The sequence below is a fragment of the Arthrobacter sp. OAP107 genome (genome assembly GCF_040546765.1).
GTDB lineage: Bacteria > Actinomycetota > Actinomycetes > Actinomycetales > Micrococcaceae > Arthrobacter.
Genome location: NZ_JBEPOK010000001.1, coordinates 3,797,593 through 3,819,062, shown reverse-complemented (window position 1 = coordinate 3,819,062; position 21,470 = coordinate 3,797,593). Strand labels below are relative to the sequence as shown.

Annotated in this window: 20 protein-coding genes; 10 read left to right on the top strand and 10 right to left on the bottom strand. The window is 68.2% G+C overall.

Translation table 11 applies throughout. The annotated features are described in order from the left end of the window. Positions 1 to 6: 6 nt before the first annotated feature. On the bottom strand, positions 7 to 1,302 hold the full coding sequence (locus ABIE00_RS17465; RefSeq protein ID WP_354263407.1) for a branched-chain amino acid ABC transporter permease: 1,296 nt from the start codon (positions 1,300 to 1,302) through the stop codon (positions 7 to 9). A 348-nt stretch (positions 1,303 to 1,650) separates the two neighbouring features. Between ABIE00_RS17465 and ABIE00_RS17460 the strand changes: the two genes are divergently transcribed. Continuing rightward, positions 1,651 to 2,601: a Bax inhibitor-1/YccA family protein gene (locus tag ABIE00_RS17460; RefSeq protein ID WP_354261974.1), complete on the top strand. Its 951-nt coding sequence runs from the start codon at positions 1,651 to 1,653 to the stop codon at positions 2,599 to 2,601. Between the two features lie 137 nt (positions 2,602 to 2,738). Here the strand turns inward: ABIE00_RS17460 and ABIE00_RS17455 are convergent, their stop codons facing one another. From ABIE00_RS17455 to ABIE00_RS17440, 4 genes are read right to left on the bottom strand one after another with little or no spacing between them, the layout of a single operon-like run. Then, positions 2,739 to 3,977, bottom strand: coding sequence for an acetyl-CoA C-acetyltransferase (locus tag ABIE00_RS17455; protein ID WP_354261973.1), 1,239 nt, complete (start codon positions 3,975 to 3,977; stop codon positions 2,739 to 2,741). Between the two features lie 36 nt (positions 3,978 to 4,013). Then, on the bottom strand, positions 4,014 to 5,171 hold the full coding sequence (galK, locus tag ABIE00_RS17450) for a galactokinase (RefSeq protein ID WP_354261971.1): 1,158 nt from the start codon (positions 5,169 to 5,171) through the stop codon (positions 4,014 to 4,016). Further along, positions 5,168 to 6,331 carry a galactose-1-phosphate uridylyltransferase gene (gene galT / locus ABIE00_RS17445; RefSeq protein ID WP_354261970.1) on the bottom strand — a complete coding sequence of 388 codons (1,164 nt, stop codon included), beginning with the start codon at positions 6,329 to 6,331 and terminating at the stop codon, positions 5,168 to 5,170. Before galT ends, galK begins: the two co-directional genes overlap by 4 nt. Continuing rightward, positions 6,328 to 7,248: a DeoR/GlpR family DNA-binding transcription regulator gene (locus tag ABIE00_RS17440; protein ID WP_354261969.1), complete on the bottom strand. Its 921-nt coding sequence runs from the start codon at positions 7,246 to 7,248 to the stop codon at positions 6,328 to 6,330. Before ABIE00_RS17440 ends, galT begins: the two co-directional genes overlap by 4 nt. A 220-nt stretch (positions 7,249 to 7,468) precedes the next feature. Here ABIE00_RS17440 and ABIE00_RS17435 point away from each other — a divergent pair, with 220 nt between their 5' ends. The 4 genes from ABIE00_RS17435 to ABIE00_RS17420 are packed head-to-tail and all read left to right on the top strand — an operon-like array spanning position 7,469 to position 11,739. Next, entirely contained in the window at positions 7,469 to 8,428 is a 960-nt protein-coding gene (locus tag ABIE00_RS17435) for an aldose 1-epimerase family protein (protein WP_354261968.1), read from the top strand. 51 nt (positions 8,429 to 8,479) lie between these two features. Then, the gene (locus ABIE00_RS17430) at positions 8,480 to 9,883 is read left to right on the top strand and encodes an AI-2E family transporter (protein WP_354261967.1); all 1,404 of its coding nucleotides are present in this window, start codon (positions 8,480 to 8,482) and stop codon (positions 9,881 to 9,883) included. 3 nt (positions 9,884 to 9,886) lie between these two features. Further along, positions 9,887 to 11,125: a threonine ammonia-lyase gene (gene ilvA / locus ABIE00_RS17425; protein ID WP_354261966.1), complete on the top strand. Its 1,239-nt coding sequence runs from the start codon at positions 9,887 to 9,889 to the stop codon at positions 11,123 to 11,125. 8 nt (positions 11,126 to 11,133) lie between these two features. Beyond that, on the top strand, positions 11,134 to 11,739 hold the full coding sequence (locus tag ABIE00_RS17420) for a rhomboid family intramembrane serine protease (protein ID WP_354261965.1): 606 nt from the start codon (positions 11,134 to 11,136) through the stop codon (positions 11,737 to 11,739). Between the two features lie 113 nt (positions 11,740 to 11,852). On the opposite strand, the gene greA is transcribed toward ABIE00_RS17420, so the two are convergent. Then, positions 11,853 to 12,347 carry a transcription elongation factor GreA gene (gene greA / locus ABIE00_RS17415; protein WP_354261964.1) on the bottom strand — a complete coding sequence of 165 codons (495 nt, stop codon included), beginning with the start codon at positions 12,345 to 12,347 and terminating at the stop codon, positions 11,853 to 11,855. 204 nt (positions 12,348 to 12,551) lie between these two features. Beyond that, the gene (locus tag ABIE00_RS17410; RefSeq protein ID WP_354261963.1) at positions 12,552 to 13,022 is read right to left on the bottom strand and encodes a DUF4307 domain-containing protein; all 471 of its coding nucleotides are present in this window, start codon (positions 13,020 to 13,022) and stop codon (positions 12,552 to 12,554) included. Between the two features lie 84 nt (positions 13,023 to 13,106). Here ABIE00_RS17410 and mca point away from each other — a divergent pair, with 84 nt between their 5' ends. The 3 genes from mca to ABIE00_RS17395 all read left to right on the top strand — a co-directional run bounded on the left by mca (position 13,107) and on the right by ABIE00_RS17395 (position 16,633). Further along, positions 13,107 to 14,012 carry a mycothiol conjugate amidase Mca gene (mca, locus tag ABIE00_RS17405; protein ID WP_354261962.1) on the top strand — a complete coding sequence of 302 codons (906 nt, stop codon included), beginning with the start codon at positions 13,107 to 13,109 and terminating at the stop codon, positions 14,010 to 14,012. Positions 14,013 to 14,178: 166 nt separating this feature from the next. Beyond that, positions 14,179 to 14,457, top strand: a complete 279-nt coding sequence (locus ABIE00_RS17400; RefSeq protein WP_354261961.1) for a hypothetical protein — start codon at positions 14,179 to 14,181, stop codon at positions 14,455 to 14,457. Next, complete coding sequence (locus tag ABIE00_RS17395; protein WP_354261960.1) at positions 14,420 to 16,633, top strand: thioredoxin domain-containing protein; 2,214 nt, start codon at positions 14,420 to 14,422, stop codon at positions 16,631 to 16,633. Before ABIE00_RS17400 ends, ABIE00_RS17395 begins: the two co-directional genes overlap by 38 nt. Here ABIE00_RS17395 and trhA read toward each other — a convergent pair. Continuing rightward, on the bottom strand, positions 16,614 to 17,342 hold the full coding sequence (trhA, locus tag ABIE00_RS17390; protein ID WP_354261959.1) for a PAQR family membrane homeostasis protein TrhA: 729 nt from the start codon (positions 17,340 to 17,342) through the stop codon (positions 16,614 to 16,616). The two genes, ABIE00_RS17395 and trhA, sit on opposite strands and share 20 nt — an antisense overlap. Before the next feature lie 175 nt (positions 17,343 to 17,517). Between trhA and ABIE00_RS17385 the strand changes: the two genes are divergently transcribed. Continuing rightward, a complete protein-coding gene (locus ABIE00_RS17385) occupies positions 17,518 to 18,279 on the top strand; it encodes an isoprenyl transferase (protein WP_306926727.1) in 762 nt (253 codons plus the stop codon). A 269-nt stretch (positions 18,280 to 18,548) separates the two neighbouring features. Then, positions 18,549 to 19,985 carry an RNA 5'-3' helicase PhoH2 gene (phoH2, locus tag ABIE00_RS17380; protein WP_331574139.1) on the top strand — a complete coding sequence of 479 codons (1,437 nt, stop codon included), beginning with the start codon at positions 18,549 to 18,551 and terminating at the stop codon, positions 19,983 to 19,985. Between the two features lie 85 nt (positions 19,986 to 20,070). Here phoH2 and ABIE00_RS17375 read toward each other — a convergent pair whose 3' ends face one another. Further along, on the bottom strand, positions 20,071 to 20,721 hold the full coding sequence (locus ABIE00_RS17375; RefSeq protein ID WP_354261958.1) for a GNAT family N-acetyltransferase: 651 nt from the start codon (positions 20,719 to 20,721) through the stop codon (positions 20,071 to 20,073). Between the two features lie 115 nt (positions 20,722 to 20,836). After that, positions 20,837 to 21,394 carry a hypothetical protein gene (locus ABIE00_RS17370; RefSeq protein WP_354261957.1) on the bottom strand — a complete coding sequence of 186 codons (558 nt, stop codon included), beginning with the start codon at positions 21,392 to 21,394 and terminating at the stop codon, positions 20,837 to 20,839. Between the last annotated feature and the right edge of the window lie 76 nt (positions 21,395 to 21,470).

Genomic DNA, 21,470 nt, shown 5'->3' with positions numbered 1-21,470 from the left:
TGTCTCCTAACCCACGCGCTCGCGACGGCCCAGGATGCCCTGGGGCCGGAACAAGAGGACAACGATCATGATGAAGAGTGCTCCCACGTATTTGAGGTCCGCCGCGAGGCCGAACACGGTGGTCAGTTCAACGAAGATGCCCACGATGATCGACCCGACGAGGGCGCCGAAAACCGTGCCGAGTCCGCCGAGGGTCACGCCAGCGAAGATGAGCAGCAGGATCTGCGAGCCCATGTCGAAGGTGACGCCCGGACGGTAATAAGCCCAGAGGATGCCTCCGAGCGAGGCCAGCATGCCGCCCGTGATCCAGACCAGTCGGATGACGCCGTCGACGTCGATCCCGGAGGCGGCGGCCAGCGCGGGGTTGTCGGCCACCGCACGGGTGGCCTTGCCCAACCGCGTCTTCAGCAGCACGATGCCGATGAGGGCGATCACGACGGCGCTGATAACCAGGGACCACAGGTTGTTGGGGGAGATGGAAACCGGGCCGAGCTGGACTTCCGCGCTCTGCGCGAACGGCAGCTGCTGTGTGGCCCCTCCAAAGTAGAACTGGATGATGTAGCGGACCGCAAGGGCCAGGCCGATACTGACGATCATCATGGGCACCAGGCCGGTGCCGCGGCGGCGCAGCGGGCGCCAGAGCCCGGCGTCCTGCGCATAGCCAAAGAGACCGCCGCCGAGCAGGGCCAGGATGATGGCCAGCCAGAAGGGCAGGTTCATGGCGCTGAATGCAAAGACCAGCACGGCGCCGAGGGTCACCATCTCGCCGTGCGCGAAGTTGGTGAGGCCGGTGGTGCCGAAGATCAGGGACAGGCCTACGGAGGCGAGGGCCAACAGAAGACCGAAGCTCAGCCCGGCCACGAGCCTGTTAAGCAGGTTCTGGCCGAAGTCCTGCTGCTGGACCACGATGCCTTTGCCGAAGGCGAAGATGACCGAGAGGTTTGACGTCTGGCTGAACGTGACTGTCCGGGGATTCGACTGGCCTTCGGCGAGCTTGATGCCCTCCGGAAGCGTGGATTCGTCCAGCTGGATCTCGTAGGTCCCCTGGCTGGGAACACCGATCCGCCAGGACCCGTTGGCGCCCGAGGTTGCTTCCCCGGTGAAGGTCCCGCTCTTGGCGGTGATCTTGACGCCTTCGATGGGTCGCCGTGTATCGTCGCGGAGGAAGCCGCTGATGGTGTCCTGGAATTGCTGGTTCGACGGGGGCGGCGTCGGAGCCGGAGTGCCTGCCTGCGATGCCGGTGCTGCGATCAGCAGAAGTGCCACGACGGCGGACGCTATGGCCCCCCATACCTTCAGCAGCCCGGCCGGCCGCCGGATAGGCAGCCCTCTCGGTGTGCGTCTCAAATTGAAAACCTCCACGTGGGGGTGGTTGCGGCTGCTTCATTGCAGCCGCTGCGAACGGAGGGCGGCGGATATCCGTGCTGGTGGAGCGGGTATTGACTAGCTGTGATATCCGTCACCCTGACCCGCTTATCGTACAGCGCAAGCAGTACAAACCGCGTGGGGGGAGCTGACCATCAGATAGCGATCCGGTAACAACTGACCTGCCCCGTCGCCAGCAGGAACTTTCCGTGCCGCTGGTCCGTGGAAATTGATAGCGTGACCAGTAGATTCATCACTTAACCCCATACATGGAGGACACCCGCAATGGCACTTGGCGGAAACCCGATCTTCAACGGAAAGAATTTCCGTGGAGCCACCCAGGCACCGCCTGTCCCGCAGGCGTACGGCCACAACAACTACGCTCAGAACCAGTTTGGCCAGCCCGGCTATGGGCAGCCCGGCTACGGCCAGGGCCGCGCCCCCGGCCAGGTCATGGACGGCCAGTCCGGCTGGATGTCGCAGCAGCAGAACATGACCAACGACCAGCTGCAGCAGATGTACAACCGGCCTGCGGCCGGACCGTCCGAGACCGGGCGGATGACCTTCGACGACGTCATCGTCAAGACCGGCATCTGCCTGGCGGCAGTGGTGGTTGGCGCTGCTGTCACGCTGACCGTGAGCCTGTCGCTCGCCGGCCTGCTCATGATTGTCGGCGCACTGGGCGGCTTTGTGCTGGCCCTCGTCAACACGTTCAAGAAGCAGCCCTCGCCGGCCCTCATCCTTGCCTACGCGGCCCTGGAGGGACTATTCCTCGGCGGCCTGACCCGCATCCTTGACGGGCTGTACCCGGGCGTCGGCCTGCAGGCGGTCATCGGCACGCTGTCGGTTTTCGCCGTCACTCTGGTGCTCTTCAAGAGCGGCAAGGTCCGCGCCACCCCGAAGGCGATGCGCTTCTTCATGATCGCCACCATCGGCTACGCGGTCTTCGCCCTGATCAACATGGTCATGATGTGGACCGGCGCCGTGGATTCCCCGTTCGGCCTGCGTACGAGCATGGAGATCGCCGGCATTCCGCTGGGCGTCTTCATCGGACTGCTCGCGATCGGCCTCGCCGCCTTCTCGCTGATCATGGACTTCACCAGCATCGAGGCCGGAGTCCGCGCCGGCGCACCGGAGCGCTTCTCCTGGACCGCGGCCTTCGGCCTCACCGTCACCCTCGTCTGGCTGTACGTGGAAATCATCCGCCTGCTGGCCATCCTCCGCGGCGACGACTAAACACGGCGACGACTAAACGCCGCAAACCAAGGCAACGCACCCGCCGTCGTAATTGGTAAGCAAACAGGGAGTGGGCCCCGCCAGCCGGCGGGGCCCACCCGCGCTTTAAGTCTGGAGTTTTTGTCCAGTGGATGAGGCTAGGTTAGGCGCTCCAGCACCACGGCCATGCCCTGCCCGCCGCCGACGCACAGGGTGGCCAGGCCCAGCGTTCCGTCCGTCTCGCGCAGGCCGTTGAGCAGCGTGGTGGTCATCCGGGCGCCGGTCATGCCGAACGGATGGCCCAGGGCGATGGCGCCGCCGTGCACGTTGAGCTTCGCGGGGTCGATCTTCAGCTCGCGGGCGCTGGCCACCACCTGCACGGCAAAAGCCTCGTTGAGCTCCACGAGGTCGATGTCGTTCATGTCCAGGCGGGCACGGGCCAGCGCCTGCCGGGAGGCTTCCACCGGACCCATCCCCATCAGTTCGGGGGACAGGGCGGTGGCCGCGGTGGAGACGATCTTGGCCAGCGGTTCCAACCCGAGGTCCCGGGCGAGGTCGTAGCTCATGACCACCAGGGCGGCCGCGCCATCGTTGAGCGGGCACGCATTGCCTGCCGTGATGGTGCCCTCCCGGCGGAAAACCGGCTGCAGCGCGCTGACGGCGTCCAGGGTCACGCCCGGCCGCGGCGAATCGTCCCGGTCCACCACCGTGCCGTCGCGGCGCTCGTAGGACGTGATTTCGCGCGCGTAGAAACCGGAGGCGATTGCGGCCTCGGCCCGGTTCTGGCTCAGCACGGCCCACTCGTCCTGGTCCGCGCGGCTGATCCCATAGGACGTCGCCACGTTCTCGGCCGTCTGGCCCATGGCGATGTAGATGTCCGGCATCCGGTCACCCAGCCGCGGATCCGTCCACGGCGTGTTCGACTCGGCGCGCGCGGCCGTGCGCTGCCGGGCCGGCTCGAACAGCGGGTTGTGGTTCTGGGCCCCGGTCTCGCCCGCGCCGGCCCAGTCCTGGTAGCGCGACACAGCTTCGACGCCGGCCGCCACGAACGCCTGCCCCTCACCGGCGCGGATGGCGTGGAAGGCCATCCGGAGGGTCTGCAGGCTGGAGGCGCAGAACCTGTTGACGGTGGCGGCGGGCACGTTGTCCAGCCCGGTGAGAATGGTGACCACCCGGGCCATGTTGGATCCCGCCTCGCCGCTGGGTTCGGCGCAGCCGAGGTACAGGTCGTCCAGGCCCGGCCCGGTGTCCCCGGTGGGGTCGAACGCCGGCAGTTTGGCCAGCGCCGCCCGGACCATTGCGGCCGCCAGATCGTCGGGCCGCTCGTCCTTCAGCGAACCCTTGAAGGCGCGGCCAATCGGGCTCCGGGCGGTTGAAACAATGACTGCTTCAGACATGCGACCAGCCTACGCCCGTGGCTGGTGTGTTAACAGCTACGCCAGCCGCATTGCCCCGGCCGCCGGGGTGACCGTGAAGATGTCCGGTGCCCTGTACCCGGCCTCCGCGAAGGCCCGTACGACGGCGGCACGCACCTGCTGCTCCTCACTCACCGGAGTCAGGGCGATGGCGGCGCCGCCAAAACCTCCGCCGGTCATCCGGGCGCCGACGGCGCCGTTCGCCCGGGACGTGTCGACGGCGAGGTCCAGTTCGGCGCAGGAGATCTCGAAGTCGTCGCGCATGGACGCATGGCTGGCGTCGAGCAGGGCGCCGATGGCCGAAGGGCCCTGCTGCCCCAGGACTTCGACGGTCTGCAGCACCCGGTCGTTCTCGGTCACAACGTGCCTGACGCGGCGGAACGTGACCTCGTCCAGCAGCCCGCTGGCCTCTTCCAGATCGCCCGGCGTGACGTCCCGGAGCGCCTTGACGCCCAGCACTTCGGCGCCGAGCTCGCAGGAGGTCCGGCGGGAGGCATAGCCGCCGCCGGCGTGGGAATGGGACACCTTGGTGTCGATGACCAGCAGGACCAGGCCCGCTGCCTCGGCCTCGAAGGGGACCAGCTGCACGCTTTGGTCGCGGCAGTCCAGGAACACGGCATGGCCCTTCGAACCGCGCAGCGAGGCGGACTGGTCCATGATGCCCGTGGGGGCGCCGACGAAGTCGTTCTCCGCGCGCTGGGTGGCCAGCACCATGTCCTCCGGGCCCAGGCCTGCTCCGGTGAGGTCGTTGAGTGCGGAGATCACGGCGCACTCGATGGCGTGCGAGGAGGACAGCCCGGCGCCGAGCGGCACATCGGAGTCCAGCAGCAGGTCCAGGCCGGGGACGTCGATGCCGCGCTGCTGCAGGGACCAGATGACGCCCAGCGGGTACTTGGTCCAGCCCTTGGCCGCCCCGGCCTTCAGTGATGCCGTGTCCGCCGTCGTGACCCCCTGGTCGCCGTAGGTCGAGAGGAGCCGGATGGTGGAGTCGGGACGGACCCCCAGGGCCACCCGGGCGGTCCTGTCGATGGCGAACGGCAACACGAAGCCCTCGTTGTAGTCCGTGTGTTCGCCGATCAGGTTAACCCGGCCGGGAGCCTGCCATACGCCGTCGGGCTGCCGGCCGAACGCAGCGCTGAACCGGGCCGCGAGGTCTGTGGTGGCGGGGGCGGTCATGCGTGGGCTCCTTCGATCAGGCCGGGCGCAGCCGGAGCGAGCGCCTCGGCGGGGGATGCCGGAACGGTGACCGAGCGGAGCCGCTCCGCCACCTGTTCCGGGGTGGTGTCGTTGATGAAGGCGCCCATGGCCGCCTCGGAGCCGGCCAGGAACTTGAGCTTGTCCGCAGCGCGGCGGGGGGAGGTCAGCTGCAGGTGCAGGTAGCTGGCGGGGCGCAGCAGGTCATCCACCGGGGCCTGGTGCCAGGCCGAAATGTAGGGCGTAGGAGTGGGGTAGAGGGCGTCGAGGCGCTTGAGCAGGCCGAGGTAGACGTGGGCCAGCTCGTCCTTCTCCTCCCCGGTGAGCCCGGCCAGGTCCGGGACCTGGCGGTGCGGAACGAGGTGGATCTCCAGCGGCCAGCGGGCGGCGAACGGAACGTACGCGCTGAAGCTGTCGCTCTCCAGCACCATCCGGCTGCCGTCCTCCCGTTCGGAGCGCAGCAGCGAGCCCGTCAGCGTCTGCTGCCCCCCGGCGTCGTCATAAAACCTGCGCGCGGCAGCCCCCATGACGGCGGCGCGCGGCGTGACGTAAGGGTAGGCGTAGATCTGGCCGTGCGGGTGGTGCAGGGTGACGCCGATGTCCGCGCCGCGGTTTTCGAACGGAAAAACCTGCTTGATACCGGGCAGCGCGCTGAGGGCCGCCGTCCGGTGCGCCCACGCCTCCACCACAGTGCGGGCGCGGGTCTCACTCAGGCCGCTGAAGGATCCTGTGTGCTCCGGGGTGAAGGTGACAACTTCGCACCGTCCGAAGGCCGGGCCCGTGGTCCCCCAGCCGGGGTTGGCGGGGACCGGGCCCAGGGCCGGTCCGAGGGAGGGGAAGCGGTTCTCGAACACCACGACGTCGTAGTCCGGCGCGGGAATCTCGGACGGGTTGGCGTCGGTGGTGGGGCAGATGGGGCACTGGTCCGCCGGTGGCAGGTGGGTGCGGGTCTGGCGGTGCGCGGCCACGGCCACCCATTCGCCGGTCAGCGCGTCGTACCGGACTTCGCCGGGCTCGCCGCGGGGCGGAAGGTCCCTGCGGTCCGGGACCCCTTCAACGGACCGCGCACGGGTTGAACCGGCGTCGTCGAAGTAGAGCAATTCGCGGCCGTCGGCGAGCTGGGTGCTGGTGATATGGGTCATGCGTCGTGTCCTTTGAACGCGGTGGCCGACGGCGGCTGGCCGTCCGGGAGGCTGGGAGGATGGGGATCAAATCGGGGTGGTGCCAAGGGATCCGGTGCTGTGCGGTCTTGTTTCATGGGTGCCAGCCGCAGCTCGCCGACGGACTGCCGGAGCAGCTCCTCGGCGTCATGGCCGGCCGGGCCCGTGCCGATCCGGTCGTCGGTGATGAGGACGCCGACAGCGGACAGTGGGGCAATCCCGGCAAGCGCCACAGTTCCGTATTTGGTGGCGTCGGCGAGCACAGCGAGCTTGTCCGACGCCGCGATCATGGCGGCGTTGACCTCGGACTCGAGGAGGTTCGGCGAGGTAATGCCGGCCTTCGGGTCGAAGCCGTGCACGCCCATGAAGCACAAGTCGGCGTGCAGGCTGTCCAGGGCGTGCACGGTCACCGGACCCACCAGGGCCTCGGACGGCGTGCGCTGGCCGCCGAGGACCACGGTGCGGATTCCGCCGTCCGGGTTGATGCCTCCCGCGCGGTCCGCCGCCAGCACGCCGGCCACCATGAGGGAGTTGGTGGCCACCGTGAGCCCAAGATCCCGGGGGAGCAGCCGCGCGAGCTCGTGGGTGGTGGTGCCACCGGAAACCAGCAGGGTCATGCCGGGGCGGAGCAGCGTCAGCGCTTCCGCAGCGATGGCGCGCTTCGCATCCGCTTCGCGGGCCGACTTAGCACCGAACCCCGGTTCGACGGCGCCGAAGGCTGCAGGGCGGGTGGCGCCGCCGTGGACCCGCAGCAGCAGGCCTTCGGCATCGAGCGCATCGATGTCGCGCCGGACTGTCATTTCGGACACGCGGAGCAGTTCCGCGAGTTCGGCCACCCGGACGGTGCCTTCGGCGTCGAGCTCCTGGAGGATGAGGTGCTGCCGCTGTGTTGCGAGCACGTGCTCCTCCTTTCCTGTTGGCTCTGCCGTCAAAGGCTCAGCCGTCAATGGGCCAGGTCGCCTGCGGGCTCAGTTGCCCGTGTGGGGCTGGTCACCATCTGTGCCTGTTCCCATTGTGGCACAAAACGATCAAAAACAAATAGTTTCTAACAAAACGCAACAAGCATCATCCCTGGCAGGCCACGCGTGCAGCGTGCTGCCTGCGTTGTACGGTAGGTCCATGACTTCCGGCGCGACTTCCGAAACCAGCGATTCCCCTCCGACCCGGCGGCGCTACGCCACGGGCAGGCAGTACGAGCTCAGGCGGGGAGACGCGCTCGCCGTGGTCACCGAGTTGGCCGCCGGGCTGCGGTGGTACAGCCGCGGGGATGTCCAGCTGACGGAGTCCTATGGGGATTCCGACATTCCGCCCGGCGCCGCGGGCATCACCCTGGCGCCCTGGGCGAACAGGGTGGAGGACGGCGTCTGGCAACTGAACGGCAAGAAGCAGCAGCTGGACATCACCGAGGTCTCCAAGAACAACGCAAGCCACGGGCTCCTGCGCAATGCGTCGTACTCCCTGGTGGCCGAGTCCGAATTTGCCGTGACCCTTGAGGCGCCGGTGTTCCCCCAGCACGGCTACCCGTTCCTGGTGCGGCACCGCGTGGAGTACTCCCTGGCCGGGGACCTGGGCCTGGAGGTGCGGCAAACGCTGGTTAACGATTCCGAGGCCGCGGCGCCGTTCGTGCTGGGTGCGCACCCATACCTCCGGATCGGCGACGTCCCCTCCGAGGAGCTCACGCTGACGGTGGACGCCGCGACACGGCTGGTGGCCGACGAACGGCTCATCCCGCGCAGCTCCGAGCCCGTGTCCGCCGACAGTGACCTGCGGCAGGGAAGGACGGTGGGGGACCTGGACCTCGACGCCGCACTGACCGATCTGGCGTTCGACGGCGGGATCGCCCGCCACACGCTGACCGCCCCGGATGGCCGCAGTGTCAGCCTGTGGCAGGACCAGACCTGCCCGTTCGTCCACGTGTTTGTCAGCCGCATCTACCCGGGCCGGCCCGCGGCTGTTGCGCTGGAACCGATGACGGGTCCGGCGAATGCCTTCAACTCCGGGGACAGCCTCCGCTGGCTGGCGCCCGGGGACTCCTTTACCATCGCATGGGGCATCCGCGCCGACCTGGCCGGTTCCTAGGCTGGCCGTGGCGCGTTTCCCATAGCCGGGCGGCTAGGGAAGTATTGGGCTATGACGCCAGCAAAGGACGCCACACCAGAGGACGCCGCCAACACGAGTGCCAGTGCGACGGGCAGCGCCGGCGCAGCGACGGCGAGTGCCGGCGGCACAGGCAGGGCGAGTACCACGAGCCCTCCCCGGCCCTTCGGCCGGCTGGAGCCGCGGCGCGCCCGGACCGACCGCGACCTGGAACAGGACATTCCCTACGGGGTACGCATTGCGGCCGCCTGGGCTTGGCGGGTCGGGCTGATCCTGCTGATCACCGGTGCCCTGGTCTGGCTGCTGGCCAAGATCAGCTTCCTCATCATTCCCGTCATGGTGGCGGCGCTGCTGGCCGGCCTGCTGAGCCCGGTGGTGCGGTGGCTGCGGAAGTCGCGCATCCCCAACGGGGCCGCCGTCGCCATCACGGTCCTGGGCTTCATCGGGCTCATCGCCGGCTCTCTGGCCCTCGTGGGCCGGCAGCTGGCCCTCGGTTTCCAGGAGCTGTGGAGCGAGGCGCTGACCGGCGTCCAGCAGGTCCAGGACTGGCTTTCCGAAGGTCCCCTTCACCTGACGGCCGCGCAGATCGACCAGTACATCCAGGAGGCCACGGCCGCGCTGCAGAACAACAGCAGCAGCATCCTCAGTGGCGCCCTGTCCTTCGGGAGCACGGCCGGACATTTCGCGGCGGGACTGGTCCTGGCGCTGTTCATCCTGATCTTCTTTCTCCTGGAAGGCAGCCGCATTTGGGCTTTCCTGGTCCGGCTCCTGCCACGGCAGGCGCGGATCCCCGCCGACGGTGCCGGCCGGCGCGGGTGGACGTCCATGGTCAGCTACGCGCGGATCCAAATGTTCGTGGCCTTCGTGGATGCCGTCGGCATCGGCGTGGGCGCGGCGATCATCGGTGTTCCGCTGGCGCTGCCGCTGGGGGTGCTGGTGTTCATCGGTTCCTTCATCCCCGTGGTGGGTGCGCTCGTGACGGGCGCCATAGCGGTGCTCCTCGCCCTGGTGGCGAACGGCCCGGTCAACGCCCTGATCATGCTGGGCATCGTGCTGCTGGTGCAGCAGCTGGAAAGCCACATCCTGCAGCCGCTGGTCATGGGCAAGGCCGTTGCCCTGCACCCGGTGGCCGTGATCCTGTCCGTTGCTGCCGGTTCCTACCTCGCCGGCATCCCCGGAGCGCTGTTCTCGGTGCCCATCCTGGCCGTAGCAAACTCGGCGATTCGGTATATTGCTGCCAGAACGTGGGAACATGAACTTGTGCCGGCTGCCGCGGGTACCGCAGACCTGGCCTCGGCCGATGAGGACACCACCTTCAAGGAAGTCCGGCTGCCGGGCCCGCAGTCCGGCCACGGCAACGCCGCCGGAACTGCTCACGGTGCCCGGGGCGGCAACGCCGCCACCGGTGCCGACGTCGAATCACCCAAAGGAGAATAGTTCGTGAACACCCCCGAAAGCCTTCCCGTCACGCTGGACGATGTCCTTGAGGCGCAGAAGCTGCTGGACGGGATTATTGCGCGGACCCCGGTGGAGTCATCCCGCGCCCTGGGCAGCATGGTGGGCGGCGAAGTCTTCTTCAAGTGCGAGAACCTGCAGCGCGCCGGCTCCTTTAAAGTGCGCGGCGCCTACGTACGGATGGCCCGCCTCTCCGAATCGGACAAGAAACGCGGCGTGGTGGCTGCCTCCGCCGGCAACCACGCGCAGGGCGTGGCCGTCGCCGCCAAGAGCCTGGGCATCAACGCTCGGATCTACATGCCGCTCGGCGTCGCGCTGCCCAAGCTTGCCGCTACCCGCAGCCACGGCGCCGAGGTGGTCCTGCACGGGCACAACGTGGATGAGGCCCTCGCCGAGGCCCAGCGTTACGCCGACGACACGGGCGCCGTCTTCGTCCACCCCTTCGACAACGTGGACGTCGTGGCCGGCCAGGGCACCCTGGGCCTGGAGATCCTCGAACAGGTGCCCAACGTCGACACCATCCTGATGGGTGTCGGCGGAGGCGGCCTGCTGGCCGGCGTCGCGGTGGCCGTCAAGGCCCGCGCCAAGGAACTCGGCCGTGAAATCCGGATCATCGGCGTGCAGGCCGAAAACGCGGCCGCCTACCCGCCGTCGCTGGCGGCTGACGCCCTGGTGCCGCTCAAGAAGGTGTCCACCATGGCCGACGGCATCGCCGTGGGCCGGCCGGGGCAGCTTCCCTTCAGCATCATCCGCGAACTGGTGGACGATGTGGTCACCGTCAGTGAGGACTCCCTGGCGCGGGCGCTGATCTTCCTGCTGGAACGCGCCAAGATGGTGGTGGAGCCGGCCGGCGCCGTGGGCGTGGCTGCCCTCATGGACGGCAAGATCGAGAACCCGGGGACCACCGCCGTCGTCCTCTCCGGCGGCAACATCGACCCCATGCTGATGCTCAAGGTGATCCAGCGCGGCCTCTCAGCCGCCGGCCGGTACATGACCGTGCGGATGATGCTCGATGACCGCCCGGGTTCGCTGGCCACCATCGCGCGCATCATCGCGGAGAATGACGCCAACGTGACCGGCCTCGACCACACCCGCGTCGGCGGCTCCATCAGCATGGGCGACGTCTCGATCACGGTGAACCTTGAAACCAAGGGCCACGAGCACGGCGAACAGGTCCTCGGCGCCCTGCGCGCGGAGGGCTTCCAGCCGATCGTGGTGCACTAGGAGCCGGGATGCTGGACAGCCCGGGGGAGGCGCCGGCCACCAGGGAAACGGCCGCCGCCCGCGCCAAGGCCGGACTGCTGGTGGTGGGATCCTTCGTGGCGCTGCTGTTCGCCATCGAGCTGGTCAACACGGTGCTGCTGCACTCGCTGAACGGCGTCTTCGGGCTCAGGCCCAGAAGCGCCGACGGCATCCTGGACGTATTCACGTTCCCGCTGCTGCACGCCAACCTCAACCATGTGCTGTCCAATGCGCTGCCCCTGATCATCTTCGGGTTCCTGGTGTTCCTGTCCGGGATCCGGGTGTTCCTCACGGCCGTGGCGTGCAGCTGGCTGGGCTCCGGGCTGGCCGTCTGGCTGTTTGGCGCCGGCGGGGTCACCGTGGGCTCGTCGGGCCTGGTCTTCGGCCTCTTCGCGTTTCTCCTGGTGCGCGGGTTCTTCAACCGCAGCTGGTGGCAGATCCTGCTCTCGGTGGTGCTGTTCCTGGCCTACGGCAGCATCCTTTTCGGGATCATTCCCAACATGGCAGGATATGTGTCCTGGCAGGCCCACCTCGGCGGCGCGGCTGGTGGCGTCCTGGCCGCCGTCGTGCTGCGGGCACGGGCCTCCCGCCGCTAAGCGTCGCGCGGCCGTGAAGGATAACTAAAGCGTGCTAAAGCACGACGCCGGCCGTCCCCGGAAGTGGGGAGGCCGGCGTCGTGCGTTTGCTGGGACCGCGGACGGAAGCGGTGTTAGCCCGAGTAGGGCTTGGCGGAGATGATCTCTACCGGGATGTCCTTGCCGTTGGGGGCGGTGTAGCTGAGCTTGTCGCCCTCCTTGTGGCCCATGATCGCGGCACCGAGCGGGGACTTCTCGCTGAAGACGTCCAGGTCGGAGTCGCCGGCGATTTCGCGGGAGCCGAGCAGGAAGGTCTCCTCGTCACCGGCGATGCGGGCGACGACGATCATGCCCGGTTCAACGATTCCGTCGTCGGCCGGTGCCTCGCCGACGTGGGCGTCGCGGAGCAGGACGGTCAGCTGGCGGATGCGGGCCTCGATTTTGCCCTGTTCTTCCTTCGCAGCGTGGTAACCGCCGTTCTCCTTGAGGTCTCCCTCCTGACGGGCAGCGTCGATCTTCTGGACGATTTCCGCACGGCCGGGGCCGGAAAGGTGGTCCAGCTCTGCCTTCAGGCGGTCAAAAGCTTCCTGGGTAAGCCAAGCTGCAGGCGCGCTGTTAGTGGTAGACACGGACTTCTCCTCTAGTGGGTGTACAAGCGGTCATACAAACAAAGACCCCGCCACGGTGGCCACCTGTGGAACTCAGTAACCATCTCAGCGGGGTAAAGGTATTGATCCATTGTAGTCAATCCTGTGGAGTAAACCCAATAACCAAGCGGCGTGGGTCACATGCCTTCTTCTGCTGCCCGTTTTGCTGCGGGAGTTGGGTAGGTACTACGAGGCCGATGGCTTCGGGATCCAGCAGTTGTCCACGACGCCCGAGACGGCCTGCGATTCGGTGCGCAGGACAACCCGCTGGGCGAGGGTGCGCCCGCCGTCGGCGCTCTGGCCCTGGTCCTCCTGCTCCACCGGCGGAATGTTGACGACTTTCCAGCCGACCACGGCGAACTTGGAATCCAGGGCCTTGATGGCGCACTGGACCGCCGTGCCTGGCTCCCTCGTCACTTGGAAGTCCACCTCGGCCTGGGTGGCATCAGTGGTCCGGTAGCCGATGTCCTTGTACGACACCGAAGTCATGGAGTTCGACGTGGAAACCCAGGCCAGGAAGCCCATCCCGATTGCCAGGGCCACGATGACCGCCCAGCGCTTGGCCTTTCGGGACAGCCCGCGCTTTGGACGGCCATAGCGATTGGCTAGGCTAATGTCTGCAGGCTGGGAAGTGCCCGACTTGTCCTCGGTAGTCACCATTCCAGTTTAGTGGCGATTACCCGGGGAATTATCCGGCGCCAGCACTGCAGTCCGTCCCAGGAGAAAGAGGAGCAGTCCCAGATGACAGCGTCCACCAGCCAGTCGTTCCCGCTTCGCCTGCTGGCAGTCCACGCCCACCCGGATGACGAATCCAGCAAGGGCGCAGCCACCATGGCCATGTATGCCGCGGCCGGTGTGGACGTTATGGTCGCGACCTGCACGGACGGCTCGCGCGGCGACATCCAGAACCCGGCCATGGAGTCCGCGCCCCATCCGAAGCGCGACATGGCAGGCGCCCGGCGGCTCGAGATGAACGAGGCCGCCCGGCTGCTGGGCATCCGGCAGCGCTGGCTGGGCTTCGTGGACTCGGGCCTGCCCGAGGGCGATCCGCTCCCGCCGCTGCCACCCGGGTGCTTCGCCCTGCAGCCGCTGGAACGGGCAGCGGCCCCCCTCGTCCGGCTGGTCCGGGACTTCAAGCCGCACGTCATGGTCAGCTATGACGAAAACGGCGGCTACCCGCACCCTGACCACATCATGGCCCACCGGGTGGCGGCGGAAGCCTTCGACGCCGCCGGCGACCCTGCGCGGTATCCGGGCACCGGGGAGGCCTGGGAGCCGAGCAAGCTCTACTACGACCGCGCCTTCAGCCCGGAACGCTTCCGCGCCCTGCACTTTGCGCTGGAGGAGGCGGGGCTCCAGTCGCCCTACGCCCAGCGCCTCGCGGCCTGGCTGGAGGCCGACGCCGAAGGGCACACCCCGCCGCCACCCACGCACGAAACCACCACCCAGGTGGACTGCGGTGCCTTTTTCGAAGCCCGCGACAATGCCCTCCGCGCCCACCGGACGCAGGTGGACCCGCTGGGCTTCTTCTTCGCCGTGTCGGCGGAGATGCAGGCGCGCGTCTGGCCCTGGGAGGACTACACGCTGATCCGGTCCAGGGTGTCCTCTGAACTGCCGGAGAAGGACCTGTTCGCGGGGCTAAGATAGAGACAGGAGACATTTTCTATCCCCTGTAGAAAAAGCCTTGGAGAATACCCTGCAGAAAACCCGCGCAGCAGGCCGGCGGCCGGAACGGCGGCGGCCGCGCGGACCAACGGACCGGACGTCAGCCCATGGGGCAGACGGCGGCCCCAGCCTTGAGAAGGTTTGAACAGTGCACCATTTGCTCATCGCCCTGGCAACGTCCCCGGCACCCTCGCCGTCGCTGCGCCCCGGCCTGTCCCAGGACCAGGTCACGCCGGGCCTGCTGGGCTTCCTGCTGACCGCCTTCATCGTGGTGCTGACCGCGCTGCTGATCGTGGACATGGTGCGCCGCATCCGCCGGGTGCGGTACCGCGCCCAGGTGGAGGAGGAACGCCAGGGTGCGGCCGAGGCAGCCGACATTGCCCGCGACGATGCCAACAACGGCAATGCAGGCCGCTCCGACACCTGATCCCGGAACGGGGCAGCCCCCAGCAGGGCAGCCGGGGCCGGGGGAGCGCAACGCCCTCGGCGCGGAGCCCTCTGCCTATCTGCGCCAGCACGCCGGCAACCCTGTGCACTGGCAGCCGTTCGGGGACGCCGCCTTTGCGGCGGCCGCGTCCAGGGACGTCCCCGTGTTCCTGTCTATCGGCTACGCTGCCTGCCACTGGTGCCACGTCATGGCCCGCGAATCCTTCGAGGACCAGGCCACCGCTGACTACCTGAACAATCATTTCGTCGCGGTCAAGGTGGACCGCGAGGAGCGCCCCGACGTCGATTCCGTCTACATGGCCGCCACGCAGGCCATCAGCGGCGAGGGCGGCTGGCCCATGTCCGTCTTCCTGACCCCCACCGGCCTGGCCTTCCACGCCGGCACCTACTTCCCGCCCCGCCCCCTGCCTGGCCGCCCCTCCTTCCGCCAGGTCCTCGAGGCCGTGCATGAGGCGTGGACCGAACGGCGCGATGCCGTGGAGGAGAATGCCCGCTCCCTGGCGCAGAACATGGGCCAGGTGCAGCTCGCCGCTGCCGTGGACGTGTCCCGTCCGCCGGACGTGCTCGACGCCGGGCTGTTGCCCGCCGCCGTCCGCTCGCTGGCCGGGTCGGAAGACCCCGACGACGGCGGGTTCGGCACCGCCCCCAAGTTCCCGCCGTCCGCCGTTTTGGAGTTCCTGGTCCGGCACGCGGCCGTGCCTTCGGACACCGCCGATGAGGCCAGGGACATGGCCGGACGAACGCTCGCGGCGATGGCACGCTCGGCGCTCTTCGACCAGCTCGACGGCGGCTTTGCCCGGTATTCGGTGACGCGCGACTGGTCCGTTCCGCACTTCGAGAAGATGCTCTACGACAATGCCCAGCTGCTGCGCGTCTATGTGCACTGGATCCGGCTGGGCGGAACTGCCGGGTTCCCCGCAGCCGAGGCGGCGGACATCGCGACCCGGACCGCTGAGTGGATGCTCGCCGCGCTGGAGCTCCCGGACGGTGGACTGGCATCTTCGCTGGATGCCGACTCCGTGGTGGACGGGGAGCACCATGAAGGGGCCAGCTACCTCTGGACGCCCGACGATCTCGAGCGGGTGCTCGGGGCGGAGGACGCCGCAGCCGTCGCCTCGATGATGAACGTCGGCGCCCGCGGTACCGTCTCGGAGTTCGGCTCGCCGCTGCACCCGGGCCGGGCGCTGGATGGCGACGAGGCGCGGCTCTGGCAGGAGGTGAGGTCCCGCCTTCAGGAAGCCCGGACACGCCGGCCGCAGCCCGAGCGGGACGAGAAGGTGGTGGCGGGCTGGAACGGGCTCGCCGTTGCCGCGCTCGCGGAGGCCGGGGCAGTCCTGGACCGGCCTGACCTGGTGGCGGCAGCCGGCCGGCTCGCCGGCTATTTGGAACAGGTCCACTGGCGGGCGGCGCCGGGGAAGCCGGCACCGGATGAACCGGCCTCAGGGGAACTGGCCCGGGTTTCGCATGGCGGCGCGGCGCGGGGAATCGGCGGCCTGCTCGAGGACTATGCGTTCTGCGCGGACGGCTTCCTGGCGCTGTACTCGGCCACCGGCGACGCCCGCTGGTACATGCTGGCCGAGGCGCTGATTCGGGCAGCCTGCACCCTGTTCGTGGACGGCGGAAGGCTCGCCGACTCCGCCGGCGAGTCGGAGCAGGTTGTCCGCGCCCAGGGCGGAAAGCCGGGCCTGGACCCCTTCGATAACGCCACACCCAGCGGCGCGGCCGCCTTTGCCGGTGTGCTGCTGGGCTACTCCGCCCTGTCCGGCTCCACAGACCACCGGATCATGGCCGGGAACATCCTGGCCCTGGTGCCCCCGCTCGCAACCCGGGCACCGCGCGTGGCGGGCTGGCTTCTCGCCACAGCGCAGGCCGCGCGGGCAGGCCCGCTGGAGGCCGCCGTCGTCGGACCCGCCGGTCCCGAACGGGACGCCCTGCACCGCGCGCTGCTGCAGTCCCCGAGTCCGGGGCTGGCAGTTGCGGTGGGTGAGGCAGAGGCGGACGACGGCGGGAAGCCGGCCGATGTGCCGCTGCTGCGGCAGAGGCCGGCAGGGCCGGGCGGTGCGCCGCTCGTGTACGTGTGCCGCGGCATGGTCTGCGACCGGCCCGCGGGAACCGTGGCGGAGGCGCTGGAACGCGTCAGCTCAGCACAGCGATGAGAATGGCCGCGAAATGCGCGGCAAACGCCAGCACCGTCAAAGCGTGGAAGAGTTCGTGGAAGCCGAAGTGCCGGAAGCTGAAGTTGGGTTTCTTGAGGGCGTAGAACACGGCCCCGGCGATGTACAGGGCGCCGCCGATGCAGATGAGCAGGGCCGCCGGGACGCTCGCCGCGAAGAAAGCCGGCAGGTAGAAGAGGGACCCGCAGCCGAGGCCGATATAGATGGGCACGTACAGCCAGCGTGGCGCGTCGGTCCAGAGCAGCCGGAAGAGGACACCCAGGATCGCGGCGGACCAGATCAGCCAGAGGAGGAACTCCGCCGTCGGCCTGTCCAGCAGGCTCCACGCAAGGGGAGTGTAACTGCCCGCGATCACCAGCATGATGTTGGTGTGGTCCAGCCGCTTGAGGACGCGTTTGACGCCGGGGGACCAGTTTCCGCGGTGGTACACCGCGCTGACACCGAACAGCAGCACCCCGGTCAGCGCGTAAATGGCGGACGTGATCTTGCGGTCCGCGGTGGGAGCCACCGCAACCAGAATGAGACCGGCAGCCAGGGCGAACGGAGCGGTGACCGTGTGGATCCAACCCCGCCATTTTGGCTTGATGGTCAGCAGTTCCGCGACGCGCGCCGCGGCGTCGTCCACGGCACTGGGTTCAGCCTTCGACTGCTCCGGTCCGCCTGGTGCACCGTCCGGGGTGTTGCTTTTCATGTCATCCAGAATAACTTACGGGTCAGTAAGTTACTGGACGGTAATGACTCTGGGTGTTGAGGCTGGGGCTCTGACGGCGGGGCGCCGGGCGATCGCCTGCACGCGGCCGCGGCCTCCGGGCGGTAGCCTAGGACTTGCACAAAAGTCGTACAGAGGAAGTCAGGTGAGTGTCCGGATGGAATGGCCCGGGTTCCTCTATGGCTTCTATGAGCGCAAGCTTCTGCGCTCCCTGGAGCCGGAACGGATCCCCCGGCACATCGGCGTCATGGTGGACGGCAACCGGCGCTGGGCGCGGCAGTTCAATGCCCCCACCAGCCAGGGCCACCAGGCCGGCGCAGACAAGATCCATGAATTCCTCGGCTGGTGCCAGGAGCTGGGCGTCCGTGTGGTCACCCTCTACATGCTCTCCACGGACAACATGAGCCGTTCCGGCGAGGAGCTTGACCTGCTCATGGGCATCATCGCCAACACGCTGGACCGGCTCGACGAGGACGCGGACATCTCGGTCCACGCCATGGGCGCCCCGGAGCTGCTGCCCGACTACCTGGCGGAGCGGCTGACCAAGCTCACGGCCCGGACACCGGTGCGCGAGAAACTCCACGTGAACGTGGCCGTCGGCTACGGCGGCCGGCGCGAGATCGTGGACGCTGTGCGCGAGCTGCTGCACGACGCCGTGGCGCACAAGGCGGACATCAGCGAACTGGCCGATTCCCTGAGCGTGGAGGACATCTCCCGCTTCCTTTACACCCGCGGCCAGCCCGATCCGGACCTGGTGATCCGGACCTCGGGCGAGCAGCGGCTCTCGGGCTTTCTGATGTGGCAAAGCGCCTACAGCGAGTTCTACTTCTGCGAGGCCCTCTGGCCTGCCTTCCGGAAGGTGGATTTCCTCCGCGCCCTGCGCGACTACGCCGGCCGGCAGCGCCGCTTCGGCTCCTAGCTTCCCGCCGTCCGCCCACCGCCCTTTGGGCCGCCGCCGTTCACGCCGAATTCACATGACGGCAACAGGAATCGCCGGAAGAAGACGTTGGAAATTAGTTCGGGGCGATTTACGTTAAATCCATCAGCAGGCAAACCGCCGGCTGATCGGGGAGGCCAGTACATGGAGCGATTCTTCGCACCGGTTGTATGGGAGGCCGGACCCGGCCTCGTGGCCGAGCCGCCTCACCAATAACAATTCCGGGCATGTGCCCCGGGGCTGGAGTCGATGTGGCTATTTCTGAACAACTGCCCGAAGTCATCACGGACAAGGGTGAGAAGGCTACCTCTCGCGCCAAGCGAGCCAATTCAAAGACCGGTGCGGACACGAAAGACGCCGCAGCCGGTCTTGCTGTTTCCGGCCCAATGACTGAAACCCAGCCGTCAGTCTCCACTTTCGTCATTGATACCTCCGTGCTGCTCTCCGACCCCCGCGCGCTGCTGCGCTTCGCGGAGCACGAGGTCATTGTGCCGATCGTGGTGATCACCGAACTTGAAGGGAAGCGGCACGACCCCGAACTCGGCTACTTCGCACGGAAGGCTCTCCGGCTCCTTGATGACCTTCGCATCCAGCACGGCGGGCTGAACCGGCCCGTTCCGCTGGGTGACGCGGGCGGTACGCTCATGATCGAGCTGAACCACATCTCGGCCGAGGTCCTGCCGGCCGGATTCCGCGCCGGGGACAACGACAGCCGCATCCTGGCCGTCGCCAAGAACCTCTCCAACGAGGGGCGCAACGTCACCGTGGTGTCCAAGGACCTCCCGATGCGGGTCAAGGCCTCGGCCATGGGCCTGCTGGCCGACGAATACCGCAACGAGCTCGTCAAGGATTCCGGGTGGACCGGCGTCGCCGAGATCGATGCCAGCGACGAGGAGATCTCCACGCTGTACGGCCACGAGCCGGTCTTCATCCCGGCGGCTGCCGAGATGCCGGTCAACACCGGCCTCGTGGTGCTCAGCAGCCGGGGTTCGGCCCTGGGCCGCGTCGGTGCCGACAAACAGGTCCGGCTGGTCAAGGGGGACCGCGACGTTTTCGGCCTCCACGGGCGCTCCGCGGAGCAGCGGCTCGCCATCGACCTGCTGATGGACCCGTCGGTGGGCATCGTGTCCATGGGCGGCCGCGCGGGCACCGGCAAGTCAGCCCTTGCCCTGTGCGCCGGCCTGGAGGCGGTATTGGAACGCCGCGAGCACCGCAAGGTGATCGTGTTCCGCCCGCTGTTCGCCGTCGGCGGCCAGGAGCTCGGCTACCTGCCGGGCTCGGAGCAGGAAAAGATGAACCCCTGGGCACAGGCGGTCTTCGACACCCTGGGTGCTCTGGTGAGCCAGGAAGTCGTGGAAGAGGTCATGGACCGCGGCATGCTGGAGGTCATGCCGCTGACCCACATCCGCGGACGCTCCCTGCACGACGCCTTCGTGATCGTGGACGAGGCCCAGTCGCTCGAAAAGAACGTCCTGCTCACCGTCATGAGCCGGATCGGGCAGAACTCGAAGATCGTCCTCACCCACGACGTTGCCCAGCGCGACAACCTCCGGGTCGGGCGGCACGACGGCATCGCAGCCGTCGTCGAAACCCTGAAGGGCCACCCGCTCTTCGGCCACATCACCCTCACCCGGTCCGAACGCTCGCCCATCGCGGCGCTCGTCACGGACCTCCTCGAAGGGGCGTAGTTTCGCACCATATTCCGAAGGGCCGTGGCCGGGTTCCCCGGACCGCGGCCCTTCGCCGTTGCCGCGGAACGGAACCGGACCTGGCTCAGCCCACCCCCAGGAGGAACTTCGCCGTCGGCTCGTGGCCTTCTACCTTTAGCTGCCAGTCGGGGCGGTTGAACGTTGCCGGGGTGAGGCGGACGCGCTGGACTGTTTCCTGCTTGCCGCCCCAGGACATGCGGGTAACGCCGTTCAGTTCGTAGCCGAGTGACCGGGAGACGCCCAGGGAGGCAACATTCCAGTCGGCGGCTTCGGATTCGCAGACTTCGGCACCCAGCCAGTCAAACGCGTAAAGCGCGACGGCGGCCCGCATCTCCCTGCCGAAGCCGCGGCCCTGGGCGCTCCTCCGCAGCCATGACCCGGTGGTGGCCGTGCGGAGAACCGAAAAGTCCCGCGCGGCGATGTCCTGGCAACCCAGGAAGCTGCCGTCATGCCAGATGCCCAGCGTCAGCGTCCAGGACTCCGGCGTGGTGGCGGCGCGGCACTGCCAGTACCAGCGGGCCATGTTGGGTCCCAGCTCGCCGGCAGGCACAGCGGTCCAGGGTGTGCTGAACGGGTTCCGGCCCTGGTCGTGGATGCCGCTGGCAGCGGCCTCAACTGCGGCGGGGATGTGGTCATCGCGCAGGGGCCGCAGCGTGAGCCGCGGAGTGGCCAGGGTGAGTGCGAACGGAGGCCACACGGAGGTCAGCTCGGTCATGCCGGAAGCCTAACGGATGGGCGCCACGGGGTGGGGGCCGAGGGCGGCACCTGCACTGGCGGCACCTGCACTGGGGGCACCTGCGCCGGGACCGCCCGGTCCGGCAGCGCGGGCGTCAGCCCGTGTGGTGCGACAAGCCGAGGGACAGCCGGGTGTTGCCGGGCCCTTCCAGCACCAGGGCGATCGCCTGGTTGGGCAGCTCGAAGACCATGGTGGCGTCCGCGGTATCGCCCGGCTTGAGCTGCGTCTTCCCGGGCGATGTCCACAGCGGATGAATGCTGTTGGCACCCAGGCCCGTCACCGAGAACTGCGACGTGTCCACCGCAGCGCCCTCACCTTCCAGTGCGGTGAACTGCACCAGGATCCGGACCCGGTGGGTCCCGGCTGACGGGCCCTCGTCCAGGACCTGGACGCGTTCCGGCGGAAGCCAGCCGTCCTTTTCCAGCGGGATGATGCCGTTGATCCGAGCCGTTCCGCCGGGAACGGCAGCGCTCGCGCCCAGCGGGGTGCTCGCCTCCGGCTTGGCCGTGAGGAAGAGGTATCCCAGCACGAGTCCCAAGGCGCAGAGCAGGCTGATCGGGATAAGCAGCAGTTTCCTTCGCCGCCGGGCACCGGTCCTGCCGGGGCCTGCCGTGTCAGGTGGTGTCGATACGTCTGGGGCCATGGTTGACATGGCACGAGTGTGAAGCCGTCAGGTTGGAAAAAACCTGCGCGGACCCCCGCATTCCGGGTGGCCTGTCAGACGAGGT